The organism is Olivibacter sp. EAT-5 (genome assembly GCF_044784325.1).
Taxonomy (GTDB): Bacteria; Bacteroidota; Bacteroidia; order Sphingobacteriales; family Sphingobacteriaceae; genus Olivibacter; species Olivibacter oleidegradans.
In genome coordinates, this window is record NZ_CP173028.1 from 4,216,066 (window position 1) to 4,239,362 (window position 23,297).

The 23,297-nt window shown below is 39.7% G+C and carries 20 protein-coding genes; 11 read left to right on the forward strand and 9 right to left on the reverse strand.

Going from position 1 to position 23,297, the window contains the following annotated elements; all coding sequences use genetic code 11:
* Positions 1–39 precede the first annotated feature (39 nt).
* The 6 genes from ACH11B_RS17445 (at position 40) to fbp (ending at position 6,259) form a co-directional block, all read left to right on the forward strand.
* Positions 40–2,490 (forward strand): heme lyase CcmF/NrfE family subunit, encoded by a 2,451-nt coding sequence (locus tag ACH11B_RS17445; RefSeq protein ID WP_149105644.1) that lies wholly within the window; start codon positions 40–42, stop codon positions 2,488–2,490.
* Between the two features lie 78 nt (positions 2,491–2,568).
* Positions 2,569–3,360, forward strand: coding sequence for a Rossmann-like and DUF2520 domain-containing protein (locus tag ACH11B_RS17450; RefSeq protein ID WP_377609304.1), 792 nt, complete (start codon positions 2,569–2,571; stop codon positions 3,358–3,360).
* A 9-nt stretch (positions 3,361–3,369) separates the two neighbouring features.
* The gene (locus tag ACH11B_RS17455) at positions 3,370–3,888 is read left to right on the forward strand and encodes an HAD-IIIA family hydrolase (RefSeq protein ID WP_013666403.1); all 519 of its coding nucleotides are present in this window, start codon (positions 3,370–3,372) and stop codon (positions 3,886–3,888) included.
* Positions 3,889–3,920: 32 nt separating this feature from the next.
* Entirely contained in the window at positions 3,921–4,493 is a 573-nt protein-coding gene (locus ACH11B_RS17460; RefSeq protein ID WP_130857424.1) for a Maf family nucleotide pyrophosphatase, read from the forward strand.
* A 16-nt stretch (positions 4,494–4,509) separates the two neighbouring features.
* Positions 4,510–5,004 (forward strand): metallophosphoesterase, encoded by a 495-nt coding sequence (locus ACH11B_RS17465; RefSeq protein WP_013666405.1) that lies wholly within the window; start codon positions 4,510–4,512, stop codon positions 5,002–5,004.
* A gap of 211 nt (positions 5,005–5,215) precedes the next feature.
* Positions 5,216–6,259 (forward strand): class 1 fructose-bisphosphatase, encoded by a 1,044-nt coding sequence (gene fbp, locus ACH11B_RS17470; protein WP_013666406.1) that lies wholly within the window; start codon positions 5,216–5,218, stop codon positions 6,257–6,259.
* Here fbp and ACH11B_RS17475 read toward each other — a convergent pair.
* The gene (locus tag ACH11B_RS17475; protein WP_013666407.1) at positions 6,243–6,578 is read right to left on the reverse strand and encodes a MerR family transcriptional regulator; all 336 of its coding nucleotides are present in this window, start codon (positions 6,576–6,578) and stop codon (positions 6,243–6,245) included. The genes fbp and ACH11B_RS17475 overlap by 17 nt on opposite strands.
* Positions 6,579–6,827: 249 nt before the next feature.
* Here ACH11B_RS17475 and ACH11B_RS17480 point away from each other — a divergent pair, with 249 nt between their 5' ends.
* The 3 genes from ACH11B_RS17480 to ACH11B_RS17490 all read left to right on the forward strand — a co-directional run bounded on the left by ACH11B_RS17480 (position 6,828) and on the right by ACH11B_RS17490 (position 11,748).
* Positions 6,828–8,999: a cation:proton antiporter gene (locus tag ACH11B_RS17480; protein ID WP_013666408.1), complete on the forward strand. Its 2,172-nt coding sequence runs from the start codon at positions 6,828–6,830 to the stop codon at positions 8,997–8,999.
* Between the two features lie 7 nt (positions 9,000–9,006).
* Complete coding sequence (gene icd, locus ACH11B_RS17485) at positions 9,007–10,275, forward strand: NADP-dependent isocitrate dehydrogenase (RefSeq protein ID WP_289552964.1); 1,269 nt, start codon at positions 9,007–9,009, stop codon at positions 10,273–10,275.
* 105 nt (positions 10,276–10,380) lie between these two features.
* On the forward strand, positions 10,381–11,748 hold the full coding sequence (locus ACH11B_RS17490) for a sigma-54 dependent transcriptional regulator (protein ID WP_013666410.1): 1,368 nt from the start codon (positions 10,381–10,383) through the stop codon (positions 11,746–11,748).
* Positions 11,749–11,771: 23 nt separating this feature from the next.
* On the opposite strand, the gene ACH11B_RS17495 is transcribed toward ACH11B_RS17490, so the two are convergent.
* The 4 genes from ACH11B_RS17495 to pyrE form a co-directional block, all read right to left on the reverse strand.
* Positions 11,772–14,483: an ATP-binding protein gene (locus tag ACH11B_RS17495; RefSeq protein WP_377609301.1), complete on the reverse strand. Its 2,712-nt coding sequence runs from the start codon at positions 14,481–14,483 to the stop codon at positions 11,772–11,774.
* A gap of 72 nt (positions 14,484–14,555) precedes the next feature.
* Positions 14,556–17,153 carry an ATP-dependent chaperone ClpB gene (clpB, locus tag ACH11B_RS17500; RefSeq protein ID WP_377609299.1) on the reverse strand — a complete coding sequence of 866 codons (2,598 nt, stop codon included), beginning with the start codon at positions 17,151–17,153 and terminating at the stop codon, positions 14,556–14,558.
* A gap of 229 nt (positions 17,154–17,382) precedes the next feature.
* The gene (locus ACH11B_RS17505) at positions 17,383–17,784 is read right to left on the reverse strand and encodes an SRPBCC family protein (RefSeq protein WP_377609297.1); all 402 of its coding nucleotides are present in this window, start codon (positions 17,782–17,784) and stop codon (positions 17,383–17,385) included.
* A 22-nt stretch (positions 17,785–17,806) separates the two neighbouring features.
* Entirely contained in the window at positions 17,807–18,457 is a 651-nt protein-coding gene (gene pyrE, locus ACH11B_RS17510) for an orotate phosphoribosyltransferase (RefSeq protein WP_130857430.1), read from the reverse strand.
* A gap of 22 nt (positions 18,458–18,479) precedes the next feature.
* On the opposite strand from pyrE, the gene ACH11B_RS17515 reads away from it, so the two are divergent.
* Positions 18,480–19,070, forward strand: coding sequence for an NUDIX hydrolase (locus ACH11B_RS17515; RefSeq protein WP_207303790.1), 591 nt, complete (start codon positions 18,480–18,482; stop codon positions 19,068–19,070).
* On the opposite strand, the gene coaD is transcribed toward ACH11B_RS17515, so the two are convergent.
* The 3 genes from coaD to ACH11B_RS17530 all read right to left on the reverse strand — a co-directional run bounded on the left by coaD (position 19,061) and on the right by ACH11B_RS17530 (position 20,939).
* On the reverse strand, positions 19,061–19,528 hold the full coding sequence (gene coaD / locus ACH11B_RS17520) for a pantetheine-phosphate adenylyltransferase (RefSeq protein WP_013666416.1): 468 nt from the start codon (positions 19,526–19,528) through the stop codon (positions 19,061–19,063). The two genes, ACH11B_RS17515 and coaD, sit on opposite strands and share 10 nt — an antisense overlap.
* Before the next feature lie 68 nt (positions 19,529–19,596).
* Positions 19,597–20,133, reverse strand: a complete 537-nt coding sequence (locus ACH11B_RS17525) for an RsmD family RNA methyltransferase (RefSeq protein WP_130857432.1) — start codon at positions 20,131–20,133, stop codon at positions 19,597–19,599.
* The gene (locus tag ACH11B_RS17530; RefSeq protein ID WP_377609296.1) at positions 20,124–20,939 is read right to left on the reverse strand and encodes a DUF3822 family protein; all 816 of its coding nucleotides are present in this window, start codon (positions 20,937–20,939) and stop codon (positions 20,124–20,126) included. The genes ACH11B_RS17525 and ACH11B_RS17530 overlap by 10 nt, the downstream gene beginning before the upstream one ends.
* A gap of 49 nt (positions 20,940–20,988) precedes the next feature.
* On the opposite strand from ACH11B_RS17530, the gene ACH11B_RS17535 reads away from it, so the two are divergent.
* The gene (locus ACH11B_RS17535) at positions 20,989–22,425 is read left to right on the forward strand and encodes an ATP-dependent RecD-like DNA helicase (protein WP_377609294.1); all 1,437 of its coding nucleotides are present in this window, start codon (positions 20,989–20,991) and stop codon (positions 22,423–22,425) included.
* A gap of 26 nt (positions 22,426–22,451) precedes the next feature.
* Here the strand turns inward: ACH11B_RS17535 and murI are convergent, their stop codons facing one another.
* The gene (gene murI, locus ACH11B_RS17540) at positions 22,452–23,282 is read right to left on the reverse strand and encodes a glutamate racemase (protein ID WP_377609292.1); all 831 of its coding nucleotides are present in this window, start codon (positions 23,280–23,282) and stop codon (positions 22,452–22,454) included.
* Between the last annotated feature and the right edge of the window lie 15 nt (positions 23,283–23,297).

Genomic DNA, 23,297 nt, shown 5'->3' on the forward strand with positions numbered 1-23,297 from the left:
TTGTATTTCCAATCCTAATCGTAACTTTTATAAAATTTAATGGATATTCAGTATCAAGGTGAAAACCTCCTTCCCGGCCAGCTCGGCCAGTTTTTTATCATTCTTTCTTTTGGCGCAGCGCTTTTATCGTGCATTAGTTACTGCTTCGCTACCCGATATAAAGATGATGCATCTTGGCATAAAATAGGTCGTATTGCTTTTTTTATTAATATAATAGCGGTAATTGGCATTGGAAGTAGCCTTTTCTATATTATTTATAATCATTTATTTGAATATCACTATGCTTGGTCTCACTCTTCACGAACCTTGCCGGTATATTACATAATCTCAAGTTTTTGGGAAGGACAGGAAGGTAGTTTTTGGCTTTGGATGTTTTGGCAGGCTGTCTTAGCGCTCGTAGTAGTGGCTCGAGGTAAAAGTTGGGAAAGTCCTGTTATGACGACAATTATGTTATGCCAAACTGTTTTGGCCTCCATGCTTATAGGAATCGAAGTTTTAGGTGAGCGAGTGGGGAGCTCGCCCTTTATTTTGTTGAGACAAGCGTTAGAAGCGCCTATTTTCTCTAATCCGAATTATCTTAGCATGATTGCCGACGGTAACGGTTTGAACCCCTTATTGCAGAATTACTGGATGGTAATCCACCCACCAACGTTATTTTTAGGCTTTGCTTCTATGGTGGTTCCTTTTGCTTACGGGATAGCCGGCTTATGGCAACGGAAATATAAGGAATGGCTGCGGCCGGCCTTGCCATGGTCTCTCTTCGCTGTAATGGTATTAGGTGCCGGTATTATTATGGGGTCATTTTGGGCTTATGAAGCACTTAATTTTGGTGGATTTTGGGCTTGGGACCCGGTTGAAAATGCTTCCATTATACCTTGGTTTACATTAATTGCTGCAGTGCATGTTATTGTCGCCTATAAAAACTCGGGGCATTCTTATTTTACGGCTACTTTTTTAGTGTTAATAAGCTTCGTATTGGTTATTTACGCATCGTTCTTAACCCGTAGCGGCGTATTGGGCGAAACATCTGTTCACTCCTTTACCGATCTGGGCATGTACTGGCAGCTTGTTGTTTTTAACCTGATCTTTTTCGCCCTTATGGTTTATTTCCTTGCTAGTAGATGGAAAGAACTACCGATCACTAAAAAGGATGAGGAAACGTATTCAAGGGAATTCTGGTTGTTTATTGGCGCTTTAATTTTGGTAGTGGCGTGTGTCCAAATTATCGCTACGACATCAATTCCGGTCTTTAATGCAATGTTTGGAACAAAGATAGCGCCGCCCGTTGATGCGATAGCGCATTACAATAAGTGGCAAGCTGCTTTTGCGATCCTGGTACTTATTCTGTCGGCCATCGCACAGTTTCTAAAATATAAAAAAACTACCCCGAAGATCTTTTATGCTAATTTGCTGGCTTCATTCGTCGTTTCGCTTGTTGTTACCGGTATTTTACTCTATTTCACAAAGGTTTATACCAATTTTATTTACGTGTTGTTGTCTTTCGGAGCTGTATTTGCGCTGGTTGCCAATGCAAGAATACTAGGAGATGCTTTTAAAGGAAAATGGAAGTTGGCGGGCTCTTCAGTAGCGCACATCGGATTTGCACTATTGATTATCGGTGCATTGGTTGCGGCTGCAACAAATAAGGTCGTTTCTTTAAATGCCGGAGGTTCCATTCCTATAGCAGGTTTTGAGGAGCGCGAAAAACCCGGTGAAAATCTGTTTTTATATATCAACCAGCCGGTTGAGATGGGTGGTTATACAATCACCTATATTGGCGATAGTATTGCGATGCCTAATATTTATTATAAAGTAAATTACGAACGCAAGGATGAGAAGACCGGTAAGGTCATCGAAAAGTTTCAGTTAACACCCAACGCGCAGCAAAATCCGAAAATGGGATTAATAGGAACGCCGAGCACAAGGCATTATATAACAAAAGACATTTATACAATTGTAACTTCTGCTCCTAAGTTAGATGATCCGCAAGAGCAGGAACATAATCATGAAGGGCATGATCCGAATGAGGGATATGAAGAGCCAACAACGCAATTGGTCAATATCGGAGATACACTGCGTTATAAGAACGGCTTTATTGTAGTCAAAGGTGTAAATAGAAATGCGACTTTGCAAAATATGCCTTTAGCCAATGGTGATTTGCTCTTTGCATTGCAATTAGAAGTGCATGCAGTTACCGGTGAAGTATATCAAGCAGATCCAAAATATTTGATAAAAAACGGGAATAGCTTTGATTTTGCTAAAGATGTAGAGGAACAGGGTTTACGTTTGCGGTTTACAAAGATTGCTCCCAATAAAGGTATGGAATTGATGATTTACCAAAAGCCATTGCCGGAAAAAAAATGGATCGTTATGAAAGCCATCGAGTTTCCCTATATAAACTTCTTCTGGTGTGGAACAATCATTATGACCATTGGTTTTGTGCTTTCAATCTTTAGGCGAAACAAGGAATTAAAAGGAAAAATAGTGTAAACATTTATTTCCTTTTATTGTTAATTTTATCCCACGGGGACTGCAGTGAAAATCTCAGTCCCCGTTATTCTTTAATTTATGGAGATAGTTATTCTAGGTAGTGGAAACGTGGCGACCCATTTAGCTTTTGCCCTGAAAAAAGCGGAGTACCATATTAAACAAGTATATAGTCGCGATATCGATCATGCAAAACATTTGGCAGACGGTATAGGTGCTGAGCCCATCGACAACTTACTATACATTACTACCGAAGCAGATGTATATGTTATCGCTGTTAAAGATGAAGCGATTCTTGAAGTAGCTTCCGAGCTGCGTTTACGGAACAAGATTTTATTGCACACTTCGGGGAGTACTGATATGGATGTGCTAAAGCCCTTTTCGTCATCGTACGGCGTATTGTACCCCTTACAGACCATCTCGAAAGAAGTAGCGTTAGATTTCTCAAAAGTGCCGTTGATTTTGGAATTTTCCGATCAAAGAACAAAGGAGGAGATATTGAACATGGCCTTTAAATTGTCGCCGATTATTCACGAATATAACTCGGAACAAAGACGATGCTTACATCTTGCAGCCGTTATTGCTTGTAATTTTAGTAATTATTTATATGCCATTGCTCACGATTTTTTAACAGAAAAGAAAGTGGATTTTGATTTGTTAAAACCGCTAATTAGCGAGACAGCTCATAAAATACAAAGTCATGATCCGAATGCAGTGCAAACAGGGCCGGCAGTAAGGAATGACGGGAATATTATTCGTAAGCATCTGGATTTATTGAAAGCCCATCCCAACTGGCAGCAAGTTTATGAGCTGATTAGTGAAGATATCGTGCGCAAATATTGGAAGGAAGACAAACAGAACGAAACCAAGTAAAAAGAAAGAATGTTATTTGAAAAATTGAAGTCGGTTAAAGCCTTTGCGTTAGATGTAGACGGCGTGCTTACTGATGGGCTTGTATTGGTTAATGAAGAAGGGCATCAACTGAGAAGGTTTAATATTCGCGATGGCTACGCCTTGCAGCTTGCGGTTAAGAAAGGTTTTCCATTGCTAGTGATAACCGGTGGCCAGTCTGAGGGCGTTAGAAAGCGTTTAGCAGGTTTGGGAATAAAGGATATTGAGCTGGGTGTTAGCGATAAAGTCGCTGTATTTAAAAACTGGTTGACCAAGTTGGAGTTACATCCTGAAGATGTTTTATATATAGGTGACGATATTCCTGATCTTGAAGTGATGAAAATAGTAGGTCTTGCTGCATGCCCGAATGATGCTGCAGAAGAAATTAAAGCAATCGCTCACTACATCGGTACCAAAAACGGTGGGGAAGGGGTTGTCAGAGAAATTATGGAGAAGGTTTTAAAGCTACAGGGAGCTTGGGATGCAGATCAATATATAAAAAGCGTATAAGGCAAAAACGATTGCCTGAAATTTTTTAAGTTATGGAAAATTTGGATCAAAAGAATATTATTCTAGCCTCGCAATCACCCAGACGCAAAGAGTTGTTGACCTCATTGGGACTTGATTTCAAGGTGGAAATAAAGGAAATTGAAGAAACATATCCCGATACCATGAGAGGGGCAGCCGTTGCACTGTATATCGCTACCAAGAAGGCGGAGGCGTTCGGTTTAAAATCGGATAAAGATATTTTAATCACTGCTGATACCATTGTTAGTATTGATGATCGGATTCTCGGGAAACCGGTTGATTATGATGATGCGTTTAAGATGCTCAAGTTGCTGTCGGGGCGAAGACATGAGGTAATCACGGGCGTTGCGCTAAAAACAATAGAAAAAGTTCGATCCTTTTATGAGGTGACGGCGGTTTATTTTAATGAACTGAGCGATGAGCAAATAAACTATTATATTAAGACTTTTGAACCCTATGATAAGGCCGGGGCTTACGGTATCCAGGAGTGGATCGGTGCGGTTGCTGTTGATCATATAGAAGGCTCCTATACGAATGTAATGGGATTGCCTACGGCAAAACTTTATAAAGAACTGGTGAAATTATAACGCTAAAGGGAAAAGGATGACAAAAATAGGCTTGCTTGCCGACACACATAGCTATCTGGACGATGCCATATTTAAACACTTCGCATCATGTGATGAAGTTTGGCATGCGGGTGATTTCGGGGACATTACATTAGTTGATAAATTAGCTGATTTTAAACCCTTAAGGGGCGTATATGGAAATATTGACAATAAAGATGTCAGGATACGTTACCCGGAGGATTTACGCTTCAGATGTGAAGAGGTTGATGTGTGGATGACACATATTGGCGGCTATCCTAATAAATATGCACCTCGCGTAAAAGCAACTATTTACTCAAATCCTCCCCAACTATTTATTTCGGGACATTCTCATATATTGAAAGTGATATATGACAAAAAAATTAATTGCTTACACTTAAATCCGGGTGCCGCAGGCAAACAAGGTTGGCATAAAGTTAGAACACTTATGCGTTTTAGCATCGACAAAAACCTTATTAAAGATCTTGAAGTGATTGAACTTTCAGGTTCTTAGTTACACTAATTTAAATTTATTTGATGATGTTTTTTTATTTGTAAATTGTTTTTTATCAATGCAGTATGTGTACAATTTGTGTAGTTTGTACACATATTTTGATTAGGGTGTTTTACACTAAGTGTTGTTTTTTTAGTATTTTTACAGCGCAATTTTTTGTTGTTGTTAAAAATAAAAATCGTTTCTTATTGTAAATTTTAAAGACTAAATTATGACAGCCGTAAAGACCCTGGGTCAATTTATTATTGAAAAGCAAGCTGACTTTCCGTATGCAAAAGGTGAATTAAGCAGATTATTAAGAGATATTGGTATAGCCGCAAAAATAGTAAACAGAGAGGTCAATAAGGCTGGATTGGTTGATATACTTGGAGACGCAGGGACAACGAATGTGCAAGGAGAGGGGCAGAAGAAATTGGACGTATATGCTAATGAGCAATTCATCGCGGCTTTAAGGAGCGGAGGAGAGTGCTGCGTAGTTGCTTCTGAAGAAAACGATGAGTGCATCTATATTGAATCCGAAATATCAAAAAATGCCAAATATATAGTAGCCATAGATCCCTTGGATGGATCTTCAAATATCGATGTAAATGTAGCGATAGGGACGATCTTTTCTATTTATCGCCGGCAAAGTTTGGACGGCAAGCCGCTAATAAGTGATGTGCTGCAAAAAGGTAGTGAGCAGGTTGCGGCCGGTTATGTGATTTATGGTTCATCAACCATGCTAGTGTATACCACAGGTAAAGGTGTGAATGGCTTTACATTAGATCCGTCAATCGGAGAATTCTGTTTGTCTCATCCTAATATGAGAATTCCAAAGGAGGGTAAAATCTATTCAATAAACGAAGGCAATTACGTTCACTTTCCGCAAGGAGTAAAAGATTACATCAAATATTGTCAGGAGGAAGATATAAATTCGGGACGTCCTTATACATCCCGATATATTGGATCGATGGTAGCTGATATTCACCGAAATCTCATTAAAGGGGGAATCTTTCTCTACCCGGTATCATCAGCTTATCCGAAAGGGAAATTAAGGCTTGTTTATGAATGTAATCCGATGGCCTTTATATTAGAGCAGGCTGGGGGAATTGCCATCGATGGTTCCAACCGCATTTTAGATATCGTTCCCGATCATCTTCATCAACGTTCGGCTATTTTTCTCGGTTCAGAAAACATGGTTAACAAGCTTATGGAGTTTTTAAGCGGCAGTAATTTGATGACCTATAAGGCTGATAGTGCTATAAGCGCTCCTTAACCTCAATTAAAAATTGCTTTAACTTTTCAAGAGAATCAATCACCCGTTGGTTCTCTTTCGCTTGGTTTTTATTCGCCTTTAAATAATCACGCGCTCCTTGTAAGGTATATCCTTTGTTCTTTACCAAATTAAATATGATCTTGAGATTTTCGATATCTTCCGGTGTAAAGAGTCTATTACCTTTTTTGTTTTTCTTTGGCTGGATAATATCAAACTCGCGCTCGTAAAATCTTATTTGCGATGCGTTCACCTCAAACATCTCCGTAACCTCTCCCATGGTATAATAGAGCTTGTTGATTTCTCGTTCTTTATAAGGCATATTTTATGGATATTTGCAGGTGAATTTACAAAAAAGTTTCTTGTTGATCCACTGCTTAATTCGATCTCAAAAAAAAAGAAAATACCCAAATAATCAAAATAGATTTTTTTATTAAAAAGGGTTCACTAAATATTCTTTATGTGTATTTCAAGTCAAGATTCCTGCGGGGGCCTTTATCTTCGGAAGAAAAAAACTATATTTAAGGCATACTGTTTAAAAAGTGCAAATGATTGTCGTTAGTGTTAGTTTATGAACAAGAGTTTTATAGAACATATTTCCCACGCCTTTGAAACACCTTTAACGAATTCCGTACTGATCTTTTCCCTGATTTTGCTGATCATACTTTTGGCTCCTATCTTATTGCGGAAAATTAAAATTCCAGGTATTATAGGATTGATTCTTTCCGGGGTTATTATTGGGCCTCACGGATTGAATATATTAGCGCAAACAGATGCGGTCAAGCTATTTTCAACAATAGGTTTGCTTTATATTATGTTTATTGCGGGGCTCGAGTTGGATATGAATGAGTTTCGTAAAACCAGGCATAAAAGTATTGTTTTTGGTGTTTATACTTTTTTTATTCCCATTGCCATCGGATATCCGGTTTGTTACTATATCCTGGGATTTGATGTAGGTGCCAGTATATTGGTTTCCAGTATGTTTGCTACGCACACGCTGGTGGCTTATCCGGTGGTAAATAGCTATGGAATTGCTAAAAATCAAGCAGTTGCTATAACCATCGGCGGAACCATTTTAACGGACACGGCTGTTCTAATCATTTTGGCGGTTATCGTTGGTTCATCACAAGGACAGCTTGATCAGCAATTTTGGATGAGGCTGACTTTTTCTTTTGCCGTGTTTTTGGCCATTATGTTTGGAATCGTACCGAGGATTGCCAAATGGTTTTTCCAGAAAGTAGAGAGTGAAAAAACATCTCATTATATATTTGTTCTGTTCATTGTTTTTTTTGCCGCCTTTATTGCTGAGGTATCCGGACTCGAACCGATTATTGGTGCTTTTGTTGCGGGGTTGGCCTTGAACAAGTTCATTCCGCACTCGTCGGCACTTATGAACAGGATTGAGTTTATTGGCAATGCGATTTTCATACCGTTCTTCCTGATTAGCGTTGGTATGATTGTCGACATCAAAGTTCTTTTCAAAGGTCCGGAAGCACTTATCGTGGCGGGCACGCTGACTGTGGTGGCAGTTTGTGGCAAATGGATAGCTGCTTGGTTCACTCAGCTCACTTTTAAATATAGTGGCGCGCAGCGTCAGGTGATCTTTGGATTGAGTAGCGCACATGCCGCTGCCACACTTGCTATCATTATGGTGGGCTATGCCAATAATATAATTGACGAAAATGTATTAAACGGAACCATCGTACTGATACTCATCACCTGTATAGTTGCTTCTATTGCCACGGAATCGGCCTCAAAGAAAGTGGTCCTGGCGGGGGAGCAAGATGTAGTTGAAGAGGATAAGGATATGCTTCGGGATGAACATATTTTAGTGCCAATAGCCAACCTGAATAATATGGAAATCCTTTTGGATTTCGCTACAATGATTAAAAACAAAAAATCACCTCATCCGGTTACTATATTATCTGTTGTGCCTAATAACGAACTAGCTGAGGCTAATTTAAAGAAAGCAAGGAAAAATCTGGATTCTACAGCTAAATATGCTTCGGGTAGTGAGATAGAAGTGAATATGATGGCTACGATCGACTATAATATTGCCGGCGGGATTAGCAGGGCATCGCGAGAGATTATAGCGGATAGTATTTTACTTGGATGGCCCAGCCAGGTTGGCATTATTGAAAAGATGGTTGGAGAAAAAACGGAAAGTATTCTTAACCGTACAGATATCAATATCTTTATGTGTCATTTCGGTAAGCCTTTTGTAAGTAATGATAAAATCACATTGGTTTGCCCGCCAATGGCGGAAGACGAAAAAGGGTTCTCCTATTGGCTGACAAAAGTTGGTCAATTGGCGATTGAGCTTACGTTACCGGTCGTTTGCATTGCGAATGCCCGATCAGAGTCGGCGGTTACGTCCTTTCTCAAGAAAAGCAAAATCAATTGCAATATCCGGTTTGTTAACCATACTGATTGGGACGACCTGGCATCTCTTAGAGGCTATATAAGCGATACCGACCTACTGGTGTTCGTTTCGGCGAGAGCGGGTGAAGTCTCTTATAATCGAGAATTCGACGGTATACCGAAAAAACTCGCTCGGAAATATGAAAATAATAATAGAATACTAATTTATCCGAGTAGGCGACCAACTAGCGTGTTTGATAATTATGATGAGGTGAGTGCCATGTCGACAAACCGGGGCTATACTCGTCTACAGAGGATGGGCAAAGGTTTAGGAAGCATATTGAATATAAGAAACAGAAACTTACCGGGATCAACTAAATGAAAAAGTTATGGGACAGAAAATAACCATAAATGAAAAAGGACATTTAACCGTTCCTGATAATCCAATCATACCCTTTATCATCGGTGATGGAATAGGGCCTGATATCTGGAATGCAGCCGTTCGTGTTTTTGATGAAGGTGTACGAAAGGCTTATGCAGCGAAGCGGCAGATCGAATGGAAAGAGATTTTGGCAGGGCAAAAAGCCTATGACCAAACTGGCAGCTGGCTTCCTGAGGAAACAATTGAGGCCATGAGGGAGTACGTTGTTTCGATAAAAGGACCACTAACTACACCCGTTGGAGGTGGTATCCGATCGTTAAATGTGGCTATTCGGCAGTTGCTCGATCTATTTGTTTGCCAGCGCCCGTTATCCTGGATTGAGGGAGTCCCCTCACCGGTTAAACACCCGGAAAATGTAGATATGGTCATATTTCGTGAAAATACAGAGGATATTTATGCCGGCATTGAATTCGAAGCTGACAGTAAGGAAGCCCAAGTTTTAAAAGAGTACCTAACAAATCAGTTTGGTGTGGACTATCCCTTCAAAGAAGAGACGGCTCTTGGCATAAAACCGGTATCGAAGGAAGGGTCCGTTCGTTTAATACGGGCAGCTATAGAATATGCAATAAAGGAGAAACTTCCATCCGTGAGTTTAGTTCATAAGGGGAATATTATGAAGTTTACAGAAGGTGCCTTTAAGAACTGGGGTTATGAATTAGCGGAAAATGAATACGCCGAATACGTGTTTACCTGGACTCAATGGGAAAGATTAAAGGCTACCGACGGTGAACAAGCTGCAAACAATGCGTTACAAAAAGCACAACAGCAAGGGAAAGTTATTATAAAAGACGTAATTGCTGATAATTTTCTGCAACAGATTTTGCTAAACCCAAGAGACTATGCAGTGATTGCTACATTAAATCTCAACGGTGATTACATTTCAGATGCATTGGCGGCCATTGTTGGCGGAATCGGCATAGCTCCGGGAGCGAACATTAATTACCTTAAAGGGCATGCGGTGTTTGAAGCAACGCATGGAACAGCCCCTCGTTTTGCAAATACAGATAGTATGAACCCTTCATCAGTTATCTTGAGCGGCGTGATGATGTTTGATTATATGGGATGGCACGAGGTATCATCAATCATTAAAAAAGGACTGGCTAAAACCATTCGTTCAAAACAAGTTACCATAGACTTTTATAATCAGATGGAAGGGGCTACCTTACTTAAAACGAGTCAATTTGCAGATGCGATTATTCGATATATGGGTAACTAATTCATAATAATTAAGTGCTAATCGGCGAAAAAATAGTAGTTTTGTAGATTAACGTAATATACTAAAAAACGAATTGTTTCCGTTGGAGGATAAAGACAAATAAATATGGCCAAAATCCTGCTTGTAGAAGATGATACTACCTTTTCGACTATTCTCGAAGGCTTTTTGAAAAAAAATGGTCATCAAGTTGAAATGAGGTACAATGTCAAAAGTAGTGTCAAATCATTGGACGAATCTATTGACCTTATGTTGCTGGATTATCGTCTGGGGGATGGAACGGGTTTGGATGTATTGGAAGAAGTTCGGAACAGGGGCCTAAATATCCCTGTTATTATCATGACCAGTTTCAATGACGTACGCACTGCAGTAAGGGCCATGCGTTTGGGGGTGTTTGATTATATTACGAAACCGGTAAACCCCGATGAATTATTAATGGTTTTAAAAGATGCATTAAACCATAATAGTGAAGAACAAATCCCTTCGACCACCAAAAAATTACCAGAAGAAGAGTCGTCAGACTTTGTAAAAGGCGTTAGTACCCAATCTAAAAAGCTTCAAGAATACATCAATTTAGTTGCACCGACCGACATGTCTGTGTTGGTAAGGGGGGAAAGCGGTACGGGAAAGGAGTACGTGGCAAGGTCCATTCATTTAAAAAGCAACCGAGCCAATAAACCTTTTGTATCCATTGATTGTGGAACCCTTTCCAAAGAGCTGGCAGCCAGCGAACTGTTTGGACATATTAAGGGGTCGTTTACAGGAGCACTTACGGATAAAAAAGGACAATTTGAGGAGGCTGATGGCGGTACGCTGTTTTTAGATGAAATAGGGAATTTGTCGTATGATGTGCAGGTGAAATTATTAAGAGCTTTACAAGAAAGAGTAATACAGCCTATTGGTGCTAATAAGCAAATTAAAGTTGATGTTCGTGTCATAGCCGCAACGAACGATGATTTATTGGGTAGTTCAGCATCGGGAAATTTTAGAGAAGATCTATATCATCGGATCAATGAATTCGAAATTATTGTACCGGCTCTAAGAGACCGGGGAAGTGACATGGATACGTTTATTGAGTTTTTTGTAGCTAAAGCTAATAAAGAATTGAATCGACAGGTTGTTCACCTTTCTAAAGAGGTAAAAGATATTTTCAAAGCTTATGATTGGCCCGGCAACCTACGGGAACTTAAAAATGTAATAAAGAGGATGGTGCTATTGACACCGGGTGATACAGCGGAATCGAGCGCGTTACCGGATGAGATGGTATTGTCGATCAATCAGCATAAACATCATGAAAGCCATCCGAATTCCGAGCATGTGGCTGCTGATCTTAAATCCCAAAGTGAGGCACATGAGCGACAGCTTATAATGGATGTCTTACAGCAGGTGAAATATAATAAAAGTAAGGCGGCACAGGTCTTAAATATAGATCGAAAAACCCTCTATAATAAATTAGATAAGTACGGTATTTCCTAATCCGCGTAATTTATTTCTCAAGGTTATAGAACCGTTCCATTGATGAAGGATCGGCTATGCAACTCTTCTTTCAGATAATCCAATAGGCGGTATAATTGATCTATAATCCCTTGAATTTCCAGAATGTCGAATTCATTATTTCTGATGTCAATCTCAAGCTTTCGAAGTTTAATAGCTATCTTCTGTCCGCCGATCTGGGATGTTCTTCCCGCTAGTTTATGACAAATCAACGCGAGTTGTTCTCTCTCGTTAGCCTGCAAAGCATTGCGTAGATTAATAAGATCTTTTCCCGTATCTTTAATGAAAATGTTTAGTATTTTGGTAACCTGATTACTGTCATTGTAGGTCAATTTCTTCAGATTAGAAAAATCAAAATCTCTCAAATCGTTCCGGTTTTTTATTTTAAGGGGCTCTTCGTTTGTTTTACGTAAACCAAGCAGATGCAAAAGATCGGTTTCCTTAAATGGCTTCAGCAATAAACCATCAAAACCCTGAGAAATTATTTTTTCACGCTCTTCCGGTAGTGCCTGGGCTGTGAAGGCATATATTTTCACATCCTCTTCGATTCTTGGTCGTAACTCATGGTTTAATTCTACGCCCGTTTTTCCCGGCATACGCATGTCCATTAAGACAATGCTAACACTTGGGTCCCATGGTGTATTCAATAAATCATTCGGATCGGAGAAGGTACGATGGTTGATTTTATATTTATTGAAAATATTGTGACAGAGCTCGAGGATAAAACTATCATCGTCTATCACCCAAATAGTTCCTGTGAAATCTTTTATAGGGATCAGGTTGTTTTCCTCTCTACTTGTTTCGATTAACGTAGACGTTTTTAAAGGGATAAATACGTCAAATGTGGATCCCTTACCCAGCTGACTTTTTATCCTAATATTTCCTCCCATGGCTTCGCATAGCGTCTTTACAATGCTCAGCCCCAAGCCACTGCCAAAATGGGTGCCGGAATTTGAGTTTTCCGCTTGTTCAAACTCGTTGAAAATTCGATGAATATCACTTTCAGGAATACCTTTTCCGGTGTCTTCAACCGTTATTCTTAATTCGGTTAGCTCATTTTTTATGGCGGTACTAACCATCAAGGTAACCGATCCCTGATCGGTGAATTTAATGGCGTTACTAAGCAAGTTATAAAGGATTTGTTTGATCCGAAAAGGATCGCCAAATAGATAACCCGTCCCTTCAATCTCTTTGCTCAAATTTAAGGACAGTGATTTTTCTTCGGCCTGTAGCTGCATAGCTGCAACTACCTCTTCAATTAATTGTGACAAGTAAAAATCCTGGTTATTAAAATGAAATTTACCGGAATTGATACGATTGTAATCCAATACTTCATTTACTATCTGCAATAGGTGTTCTGAAGACTGATATATTACGTTCACCTTACGGCTATCCTCGGGGTGTTCGTCCCGTAATTGTTCGGCATAACCAATGATCGATTGTAGAGGTGTACGAAGCTCATGACTCATGTTGGAAAGGAACCGCTGCTTGGCTGCACTATGGTATTCGGCTTCTTCTTTGGCAATTTCGAGCTCTCGCCTATAGCGATTACTTTTTCTAATATCCGACAAGATCAGTAAGACGAGAATAATTGTAACGCCTAAAAAGCTTAATACCACCAAATTAATCCGACTCAAACTATGGTTCATCACCGTTCTGGCTCCCATATTCTCGTTTTCCATCTGCAGCATTCCCTCTTTTTCCACTGCATTCAGTATACTAAGCATCTTGCTGATCAATAGATTCCCTGCATAAGTCAGCTCCACTTCTCTGTCTATAAATGAATCGCTTTGTGCTCGTTGGGTTTCTTCAATGGTTCTCAAGACGCTATCAATTAATTTAATGGCACTGTCTTGTTTTGAAGTTGCAATTGTATCTATCAGTTCCTCAATACCTTCTTTAACGATCCGTCTCGATTGCGTAATCGTATTCGGGCGGGGCGGGTTTTTTCGTTTCGATCCGAATATCTTTCCGAAGAAAGAGCGGTCATCTTGCATCGAATCAGCCTTCACTATCTCCCCCGGTTCGATGGTGGTTGTTTCCGTAATTTTCCTTCTCGTTACAACAGTACTATCGCTATTCGGGGTGTTTTGAACAATCTCTCCAATGCTTTGTAATTGTTTAGAAAACTCATGACTGTCAACCATTTTTTCACGAACTTGAACATAAGCCTTAAAAAGCTTGTCACGTTCTTTCAACAGCGTTTTAATGGAATCGATCCTTTTGGTTTGATTGCTGTCTTGCGAATATAGATTCTTTAACGAATCGAGGGAGGCAGAAACTAATTTTGATTCTTTTTGTAGCTGTTCATATGAATTATCTCCATCTGTCAATACTTGAGACCGTTGCAACTGATCGAGCTGCATAATGTCTCGCGATACTTTACTAACCAAGCGCATCTTTTCGTTTGGCTTCGCAATATTATCTACAGCCGATAGCACTTGATTAAAAGCATCCTTGCTGATGGTCCATGCCAGAGCAAGGGCAATACAACAACAGATAAAGACAAAAAGAACCTTTCGTCTGACTCCTTTATTTGATAGCTTTTGATCAACCATTAATGTAAAGTTACGAATTTTGTAATTAGTTAAGTAGGATAATGGTAAGTAGGGTAGTGGTTGGAAAGAGATAGTGACAAGAGTCGTTGCAGCAAAGTCATTTTGGTAGTACTCCGATGCTTTTGGAAGAAACAGTAAGTCGTATACTATATATAACATAAAAAAGAAGAGTGTCTCGCAATATTTGTCTTTGACAAAGCGGAGACACCCTCTTTTCCTGAAAAATGAATATTAGCTATTCTCCTGTAAGAAAACGAATTTGTGATCAAACATATCTAATTTGATTTTACTGTCTTTGTCAATTTTTCCGGCAAGGATTTCTTTTGACAGCTCATTCAAAATTCGTTTTTGTATGACGCGCTTCAACGGTCGTGCGCCAAATTGAGGGTCATAACCCAATTGAGCTAACCAATCGAGCGCTTCATCCGAGGCTTCCAGCTGTATACCCATTTCAGCCAATTGTTTTTGTACCCCATTAAATTGAAGACGAACGATCTCACCGATTTCATCACGATTTAGTGGAGTAAACATGATAACCTCATCGATCCGATTCAAAAATTCTGGTCTAATCGATTTCTTCAATAGCTCGAATACTTCATTTTTTGTCTTGGCTATAATCTCATCTCGGTTTATTTCATTCAATTCACTGAAATTTTCCTGGATCAGATGAGAACCAATATTTGAGGTCATAATGATAATGGTGTTTTTAAAATTCACCACACGTCCTTTGTTGTCGGTTAAATGTCCATCATCTAAAACTTGTAAAAGAATATTGAATACGTCAGGATGCGCCTTTTCGATTTCGTCCAATAACACAACCGAATAAGGGCGGCGGCGGATAGCTTCGGTTAGCTGGCCACCTTCATCATAACCAATATAACCGGGAGGCGCACCGATTAATCGTGAAACGGCGTGCCGCTCTTGGTATTCGCTCATATCAATCCGGACCATTGAATGTTCATCGTTGAACAAAAATTCGGCGAGCGCTTTTGCCAATTCTGTTTTACCAACCCCTGTTGTTCCCAAAAATATAAAAGATCCGATCGGTCTTCTTTTATCGCTTAAACCTGCACGCGACCTTCTAATGGCATCCGAGATGGCTTCTATGGCTTCACTTTGTCCTGCAACTCGTTTATGAAGTTCTTCTTCCAAATGAAGCAACTTTTCCCTTTCGCTCTGCACCATTTTGCTTACGGGAATCCCCGTCCAACGCGAAACCACATCAGCTATATCTTCGGCGGTAACTTCCTCCTTAAGCATACGACCAGTGCCTTGTTTTTCTTCAAGTTCTTTTTTTAACTTTTCAAGCTCATCTTGTGCCTGCTTTATTCTACCGTATCTAATTTCAGCAACTTTTCCGTAGTCGCCCGCCCTTTCAGCCTGCTCGGCTTCCAGCTTAAAATCTTCAATTTGCTGTACGTGATGGTTCAAATTGTCGACAAGTGATTTTTCACTTTGCCAAGCGGCGCGCAAGGAGTCTCTATCCGAGGCTAGGTTTGCTATTTCGCGACTTAACTCTTCTACTTTATGGGTGTCGTTTTCCCGCTTGATTGCTTCGCGCTCAATCTCAAGTTGCATGATTTTGCGTTCGATTTCATCAACTGCTTCCGGAACGGAATCCATTTCTAATCGAAGTTTAGATGCAGCCTCATCCATCAAGTCAATGGCCTTGTCCGGTAGGAAACGATCTGCAATATAGCGTTGTGAAAGTTCAACGGCAGCGATAATCGCTTCGTCTTTTATTCGCACCTTATGGTGCGTCTCATACCGCTCCTTAATACCTCTTAGAATAGAGATTGCATCTTGTGTGTCGGGCTCGTCTACCATGACTTTCTGGAATCGGCGTTCCAAAGCCTTGTCTTTTTCAAAATATTTCTGGAATTCATTGAGTGTAGTGGCCCCTATGGCACGTAGCTCTCCTCTCGCCAGAGCCGGTTTTAAAATATTGGCGGCATCCATGGCCCCTTCACCACCTCCTGCACCTACGAGCGTGTGGATCTCGTCGATAAAGAGAATGATCTCTCCATCGCTATCAGTTACTTCCTTTACAACAGCTTTTAACCGTTCTTCAAACTCACCCTTATACTTGGCACCGGCGATTAGGGCCCCCATATCTAGAGAAAAGACCGTTTTACTTTTCAAGTTCTCCGGCACATCACCCTTGATAATACGATGGGCAATACCCTCTGCTATCGCTGTTTTACCGACACCTGGCTCCCCAACTAAGATTGGATTATTCTTGGTCCGGCGGGAGAGTATTTGGATAACCCGTCGAATTTCTTCGTCTCGTCCTATCACCGGATCGAGCTTTCCCGATTCGGCAAATTCATTCAGATTACGTGCATATTTGTTCAAGGCATTATAAGTAGCCTCCGCATTCTGATCGGTTACCCGTGTGTTACCTCTTAATTCAATGATGGCTTTCTTTAAGTCCTTTTCCGTGACACCCTGATCTTTTAATGCAGCAGCGGTTTTATCACCCGCGTTTAGGATGCCCAATAATAAGTGCTCTACCGATACAAAGTCATCTTTGAAATCTTTCAGGTATCCCTGTGCTTTTTGTAAAGCTGTATTAGTAGAAGAAGATAAATATATATTGCTTCCGCTTACTTTAGGGAAACCGCTGATTTGTTGATCCAAGGCTTCGTTCAAGCGATTTATATTGACATTGAGTTTTTTTAATAAATGACTTACAACGTTTTCATCAACTAAAAGAAGAGCCTTCAATAAGTGCGCATTTTCAATAGCTTGGTGTTGGTTTCCACCCGCAATCTCCGAAGCTTTTTGAATAGCTTCCTGCGCCTTGATTGTAAAGTTGTTTAAATTCATTTTCGTTTTATTAATAGTCTTATAAAGATTTGCTAGACTATATCAAAACGAATACCATCAAAAGTAGTTTGACGAAAACAGACATTTTGTCGCTACGTGATTTGGTTTCAATGACTAACTGTCTGTTCTTTAAAGTTTTATATGAAAAAATGGCGGAGTAAATCCCTGTCTCTATATAAAAAAACCTGCCTAAAATAGACAGGTTTTTTTACTAAAGGAGTGTCCCAAGCTAGGATTCCAATTCTTCTTTTAATTTCGTTGTCTGGTAATCCGTCAATTTCTTTAAAGGCCCGCTGGCAAGCATCTTCATCATCATGTTTAGATCTGCCTGAATAGTGAAAACAGCCTCGCTGGTGCTAGGGTCAATTGATTTAACCTTCCAACTTAATGTGAGATCAAAGGGGGCCTTTTCCGAAGGTACAATGGATATTTCTTGATTTTCTTTACGCTCACTAACTCTTAAGGCAAGTTTAGCCATATTCTGAACAGTAAAACTTGCCTCGTCTTTAGTAGATGACCAATTGTAAACATTTTCGGGCATCAGTTTTTCATGATTATTGCAATCGGCAAGAAAGTTATATACCTTCTCTACGGGTTGATTGATAATGCTTTTGCTTTCTATAACAGTCATCGATATGCTTCTTTACGAAAATCTATACAGTTTTAGGTTCCCAATTTGCCGGATCTCTTCGCCATTCACGTAGCAAATCTTCTTCTTCATGATGGACGAAGCCATTCTCGGAAGCATATTTTATTAAAGCATTGTAGTTTGACAACGTAGTATACCTACATTTAGCCGCTTTGAAATTTTCATCCGCTACATCAAATCCATAACTGAAAATAGCTACTAATCCCACTACATCGCATCCGGCTTCTCTCAATGCCTCTACCGCTTTCAAACTACTTTTTCCTGTAGATATTAAATCTTCAATAACTACTACCCGTTGCCCTTCTATAATTTCTCCTTCAATCATGTTTTGTCGTCCATGCTCTTTTGCACTTGATCGTACATAGGCAAAAGGCAGGCCGAGATCTTGTGCCACCAGTACACCTTGTGGGATACCCGCCGTCGCTACACCGGCTATCATTCCGATAGAACCAAACTCTTCTTGGATAACTTCAGAAAGCTTTTGTCTGATGTACGTTCTTACGGTAGGATGTGATAATGATATGCGATTGTCGCAATAAATTGGGGACTTCCAACCCGATGCCCAAGTAAAAGGTTTGGAAGGTTGTAATTTAATTGCTTTAATTTGCAATAAAAATTCAGCAACTTTTTGTTCAATCTCACTCTTGTGATTCATGATGCAAATTTATAAAATTTATATGAACGAATCGGTCCTTCTCTTGACCGATTTTACGCCTAGCTACTTGGATGCTTTTCAACAAATTGATTTACAGTCTTTTGATTTTGTAAAACTTTTTAAGAAAAGTTTATCACTTGAAAGTGCCACTAAATTTTTACTTTTAGTAGAAGATCCGAAAGCGATGCTTAAAATGATCAAAAGGTCGGTAAGGTTAATCGGTGCAGCCGGCGGCTTGGTGCGGAACGGAGATGGAGATATCCTTTTTATACATCGATTGGGAAAATGGGATTTACCAAAAGGAAAGATAGATCCGGGAGAAAAAAGTAAGCGCGCTGCTCTTCGTGAGGTTGAAGAAGAATGTGGTATACATGTCGACTATTTGGGGCCAAAAATTATATCATCTTACCATGCTTATGAGATGAAAGGCAGTGTAGTGCTTAAAAAGACAAATTGGTATGAAATGGGGGTGAACAAAAAGCCAAAACTGATTCCTCAGACAAGTGAAGATATTACGGATGCGCAATGGGTCCATCCTGATCGTGTAGGCGATGTTTTGTCAAATACCTACGGCATTATTAAGGATGTGCTTGAGAAAAAAGCCTATATATAATTTAGCACTTCCTTTGGTACAAGATGTTTGATAGAGCCTCGGTGCTTAAGTATATCTCTTACAATGGTGGAGCTGATATGCCCAAAGCCGGGGCTTGCAAATAATAAAACAGTTTCAATAGTCGGTTCAAGTTGTCGATTATTCTGCGCTATTGCATTCTCAAAATCAAAATCTGCTGCATTCCGAAGCCCTCTAAGAATATAGGAAGCGCCCACCTCTTTGCAATAATTTACGGTTAAACCGGTGTAGCTTGAAACATGAACTGAAGGTTTACCCTTGAAAATAGCTTCAAGAATTGTTTTTCTCATATCACTACTTAGAAGAGGCGTTTTTGAACTATTTAATCCAATTGCGATATGGATCTCGTCGAACAAAGGAATGGCTCTTAATATGATATCCATGTGTGCATTAGTAATAGGGTCGAAAGACCCGGGAAATACAGCAACTCGCTTCTTCATGGTGGTGTATGTTTATTGCTATCAATTTAAGCTCAAACTTATCGAAAATAATTCGAATATAAAGCGCGCTAGGAAAGTTCAAAAAAGCTAAATGATGAATAACCGTACACGCGTTGCTCCACAAAGCTAACATGCTGATCCACCTTTCTAGTAGTGGGATGCTCTAAAACGAACAATCCTTTTGGATTCAATAGTTTATGCTCGAAGAGCATGTTAGGTAACAAAGGGAGTTGTGGCAAATCATAAGGGGGGTCAGCAAAAATGAAGTCAAAAGATTGTTTGCATCCGGTTATAAACTTCAGCACATCTGCTTTAAGAATCTTCATCTGCTCCAATTGATATTTGCTCTTTTGAGTATCTATATATGTGCAACATTTACCGTGAATGTCTACGGATAAAAGACTTTTGACGCCTCGTGAGGCCAATTCAATTGAAATATTGCCTGTGCCACTAAATAAATCCAATGCGTCCGTTTCGCTCCATACAAGTCGATTTTCCAATATATTGAATAAGGCCTCTTTTGCTAGATCGGTTGTTGGACGAACCGGTAAATTTGTGGGGGGTGAAAGTTTTACCCCCTTAATACGTCCACCAATTATGCGCATAATAATCCGAATAATGATAACTTTTGATACCCCTTTTTCAGTACATTGAAATTGCTACATTCCATTACACCGGACAAATCCAAAAAAGACAATTGATTACTGTATTTTTTCAGGCGTTGATAGGTTGGATCGTCAACTTCTATTTGACCTGAAATTATTATTGATATACTAGAAAGGTTGATGTTGTATTCTTGGGCAATAGCCAATAGAAAGTAGTTAAATTCGTCTGCATCCTGACTTGGCTGCATATGGTGGTATATCAGTTTCCCGTCTGAGATGTAAGAGAAGTCTGCATACCCTTCGCCAAAGTTAATAGAGAGATAGTTTTTGTGATCTGAAGCAATAGCTGCGAGTGCACTTAATATGGCTGTACTACCGGATTGAATCATGAAATCCGGAAAATTCAAAAGTAATTGCCTTTGCTCTTCTTTTGATATGCCGTAGATGCACTGCGCGGCGAATGGCTTTATATAATTGCTTAATAACGAATGATTTTCCTTGTCTAAAAAAAAAGCATTTAAGTAATATACTTCTTGAGATGGATTGTATAATTCATTAGGTATTAACATCTTGTAATTCGTGTCAATTGATAGAACTTTGGATTGATAAGCCAAGTGCAACAATTGGTCGACACGCTCTTCCCTGACATCTTTTTGCCAAGAGAGCAGTAATAATAGGCGATTTTGCTGACTAAAAATGGCCATTTGTGATCGATGGTTGCCTTGTCTTACTAATAATTGGTAATCCTCACTTTTATCTACGGTGAAGTTGTCGTCAATAAATTCTATTTGCAATAATTCACTCATGGCTAGCAAAAGTACCCTTTACAAACGATATTGCAAAAAGCATTTTTTTGTGTTAGGTTTGAATGTGGAAATAATTAACAAATTCGAGCAATCGTTTCCCGCTACACCCACTCCGCAGCAAAAGGAAGCATTTAAAGAACTGGCCACTTTTTTAAGTTTTAAACAACAGGCGACTTGTTTTATTTTAAAGGGCTATGCCGGTACGGGTAAAACTACGCTTATTAGCACCTTGGTACGTGTATTGCCGGCCCTAAATATGCGGTCGATCCTATTGTCACCTACGGGAAGAGCAGCTAAAGTAATGAGTGCTTATGCAGAAAGACCGGCATTTACTATCCATAAAAAAATCTATCGAAAGAAAGTCGCCGGCACACCGGATATGTCTTTTACTTTGTCTGATAATTTACATAAAAATACGTTATTTATTATAGATGAGTCTTCTATGATTTCAAATGAGCAGAGTGGTTTCGGAAAGACCGGCTTGTTGGAAGACCTGATAACTTATGTTGAAAGCGGTGATAATTGCAAACTTATGTTTGTAGGAGATACCGCCCAGCTCCCCCCGGTGGGATTATTGGAAAGTCCCGCCTTAAACCCGAGGTATATAAGAGACCATTTTGGCTATCACGTAATGAGCTGCGAATTGACCGAGGTGGTGCGACAAACGAGTAACTCCGGTATTTTGCGTAATGCCACCGCTATTCGCGAACAAATTAGGCTAGACGGTAGCAATAAAAAGCTCCACTTTCCGAAACTAAAGGTAAGAAACTTCGCCGATGTCTATCGGATGAGGGGTGAGCGTTTTATCGAAGGGCTTCATTATGCTTATGACAAATATGGAATCGAAAATACATTGGTTATTTGTAGATCAAATAAAAGTGCCAATTTATATAATCAGCAAATACGTAACCGGATACTCTATCGAGAAGAGGAATTGACCGGAGGAGATCATGTAATGGTGGTGCGAAACAATTATTATTGGACAAGTGGAGAAAGCAATGCGCAGCAGTTTATTGCTAATGGAGATATGGCAATTGTAAAACGGGTTCGTAATGTACATGAACAACATGGTTTTCGGTTTGCCGATGTAAGTTTGGCTTTCGTCGACCAAGATAATTTGGAGCCTTTATCCTGTAGAGTCCTACTAGATTCTTTATACACAGACTCTCCTAATTTACCTACAGAAAGTCAGCGAAAATTGTTCGACTCGGTGATGGAAGACTATCAAGAATTGGGAAGTAAGAAAGAGCAAATAACGGCTATTAAAAACGACTCATATTATAACGCATTGCAAATCAAATTTTCTATGGCAGTTACTTGCCATAAGGCACAAGGTGGGCAATGGGACGCCGTTTTTATTGATCAAGGCTTTTTAACGGATGAAATGCTTAATATGGATTTCCTTCGTTGGCTCTATACCGCTTGCACGAGAGCCACAAAGGAACTGTTTTTTGTGAATTTTCATGATAAATTTTTTGCCGATTAATCGCCAACTTGCTGAACACTGTATTGCTAAGGTATTTTATGGGTCAGGTCAAATTGTGCTGCCTCAACCGGTAAACCATAAAAAATGCTGGCCTTTTCCTTGAAATTCTCAACACTTTCCGTTGTAAAAAACTGCCGTGCGCCATTTTTTGTACAAAGAGCTTCTATTTCCTTATGTCTATACAGATAATCCGCTAAACTTTTCGCTACGATGCTTCCTTGTGAAATCACTTGTACACCTTTTGGCATAAATTCCTTAATTGTAGGTAACAATAGGGGATAGTGTGTGCAAGCTAAAATGACGGCATCAATTTCGGTAGACTGTTGCAAGAGGCGATCGATATGTTGTTTTACGAAATAACGGGCGCCAGGCGAACCCATTTCATTATTCTCGACTAAAGGAACCCACATGGGGCATGCTTCCTGATACACCTTAATTTGAGGGAAAAACTTATGGATTTCCAGCACGTAGGACGCTGAATTGACCGTTCCCGAAGTAGCCAAAATACCGACGTGATTGCTTATAGTGAAGCGATCGATAATTTCGGTCGTTGGTCTGATAACACCTAAAACATTTCGTAAGTCTGTGCGTTTCGGTAAATCTTTTTGTTGAATAGTCCTTAAGGCTTTTGCAGAAGCCGTATTGCAAGCCAATATAACTAAATGGCAACCCAAATCAAATAAATGGTTTACACATTCCATCGTATAGTGATACACAGTGTCGTACGAGCGTGTACCATAGGGAACTCGAGCATTATCGCCAAAATAAATGTAGTCGTATTGAGGAAGCGTATGGCTGATTTCTTTAAAAACTGTTAATCCTCCATAACCGGAGTCGAAAATACCTATTGGGCCCATATTATCTTTATGTCA